Annotated in this window: 2 protein-coding genes; both read right to left on the minus strand. The window is 57.7% G+C overall.

Annotated features, from left to right (window positions below; all coding sequences use genetic code 11):
- Nucleotides 1-758: SdiA-regulated domain-containing protein (locus WBB95_RS29950; protein WP_424490874.1), on the minus strand; the 758-nt coding region annotated here is incomplete at its 3' end.
- Between the two features lie 119 nt (nt 759-877).
- Nucleotides 878-1,801: an SdiA-regulated domain-containing protein gene (locus WBB95_RS29955; RefSeq protein ID WP_424490875.1), complete on the minus strand. Its 924-nt coding sequence runs from the start codon at nt 1,799-1,801 to the stop codon at nt 878-880.
- Nucleotides 1,802-1,998 lie beyond the last annotated feature (197 nt).

Below are 1,998 nucleotides of genomic sequence, written 5' to 3' on the forward strand. Positions count from 1 at the left end.
TCAATGTCCAGCTCCAACACCAAAAACGACTCATCGGACAGCGCCAGCAGATGGCCGCTGCGCTCGTCGTACTGCAGGCTCGACAGGTCGCGCACAAACAGCCCGGCATCGCGCTTGGGGTTGTTGATCACGTGCACCGAGTAGGTTTTTTCCGGCTTGAAGTGAGGAAAACCGTGCACCTCGTAGATCAGCATAGGGTCACGTTCCTTGGCCACGAACAGGCGCTTGCCCACCGAGTCATAGGCCAGGCCTTCGAAGCCCTTGTTGCCGCCGATGTGCACGCCCAAGGTCATTTGCTCGGCGTCTGCGGCATCGAGAAATTGCGTGTCGTCATTCACATGCACTTTGATCAGGCGTTGCTGGGCCTCATCGCTGATCACGTAAATATTGTCGCTGATGAATTCCACCGCCTCGGCATCGCCAAAGCCCACCAGGGGAATACGCCGCAAGAGCTTGCCCTCGAGTGACAGCTCGATCAGCTCGGCGTTTTTATTGGTGACGGTAAACAGGCTTTTGCGCACCGGGTCGTAGGTCAGCGCCGAGACGTCGTCATTGAGGCCTTCAATCACTTGGCCTTCCACCGCCACTCGGTAGTCGGCGAGGCCAATGGAGCGCTCATTCATGGGTTGGCGCCACGCCTGCCAGTTGAACCACGCGCGCTCGAACAAGCGAAATTGCTGCGCGACCACCCCGGCGGCAACCAGGGCGATCAGCAACACAATGAACAATGCAGGTTTGGGGCGGGCCAATCGGCGCATCAGGCGAGCTCAATGTCAAAAGTGGCGAATGAATATCACGCCTGTCTGAATTTAAACTTAAACGCTGCCTGATGTGTGGCGAATGCCGCTCTTGGAGAAATATCCGACGTAATCGTGGGCTATTTTTGCTGTTCGAAACGATAGAACAGGTTTGGCTCGCTGACCATGTACAAGGTGCCGCTCTCATCCATGGTCACCCCTTCGGCGCGGGGGATGGTGTGCTTGAGACCGTTGAACCCACCCAGCAGGGTCATGAAGCTGACTTGCTCGCCCTTTTCGTCCAGCTCCAGCAACAGATGGGAGTCAGCAGACAACACCAGCAAATGCCCGGTTCGTGGGTCGACGGCCAGGGCCGAGAGGTTGCGCATGTCCAACTCGGTGCTGGCGACTTTTTGCTTGTCGCCGGTCAGCGTGGTGCCGTCGCTTTTCCACGTAAACAATGCAGGCGGACGCTCTTCGCCAAGCACGATTTGCTGGTTGCGCTTGTCCCAGGTGACGCCTTCAAAGGCTTTGTTCTGATCTTTGGACGGGCCCAGGTCATAGGCTTTGAAGTCGGCGTAATTCAGTTGCTGAGTGCCTGCATCAACCTTCACCACGGACAGGGTGTGCATACGCTCATCGACAATGGCCATCAGGCCGTTCTCCATCACCGTCACGCCTTCCGGGTTGTTCCAGCCGTTGAGCGGCATCTTGCGCAGCACGTCGCCTTGCAGGCTCAACTCAACCAGGAACGGGTTCTTGCCCATCACGGAAAACAGGGTTTTGGTCTGCGGGTTGTAGGACAGGTCCGAAGCCTCGTCCTTTTCCATGCCGGGCAGCAATTTGCCATCGATGACCGCACGGTAGTTCGGCAGCCACACGCTCGCCTGCTGTTCGGCCGGCGTTTCAAAGCGCTCCGCCACCCACAACACACCACGGTCATCCCAGTGCATCGCCCAGGCCACGCCGTACACAATCACACCGGCCAGGAACAGCCACGAATACCAGCGCAGGGCAAACAGGGAGCGGGGCTTGGAGGTAACAGAAGGCAAGGGCACGGCCATTGAGCGCTTTTCCAGAAAGTCAGCTTAACGTGATAGCACAGGATCAACGGGCCCGCGCGCAGGAGGCTGGGGATTATCCGGATGGGCTGTGAAAAAAATGCAAAAACCCTGTTTCGCGGATGCATACAGATCAAATGTGGGAGCGGGCTTGCTCGCGAAGGCGGTGAGTCAGTCAACACATTCGGTGACTGTTACAG

This window comes from Pseudomonas sp. (genome assembly GCF_049645325.1).
Lineage (GTDB): Bacteria > Pseudomonadota > Gammaproteobacteria > Pseudomonadales > Pseudomonadaceae > Aquipseudomonas.

Coding starts and splice junctions, on each gene's coding strand:
- WBB95_RS29955 (WP_424490875.1), bottom strand. CDS start 1,801: ATGGCCGTGCCCTTGCCTTCTGTTACCTCCAAGCCCCGCTCCCTGTTT.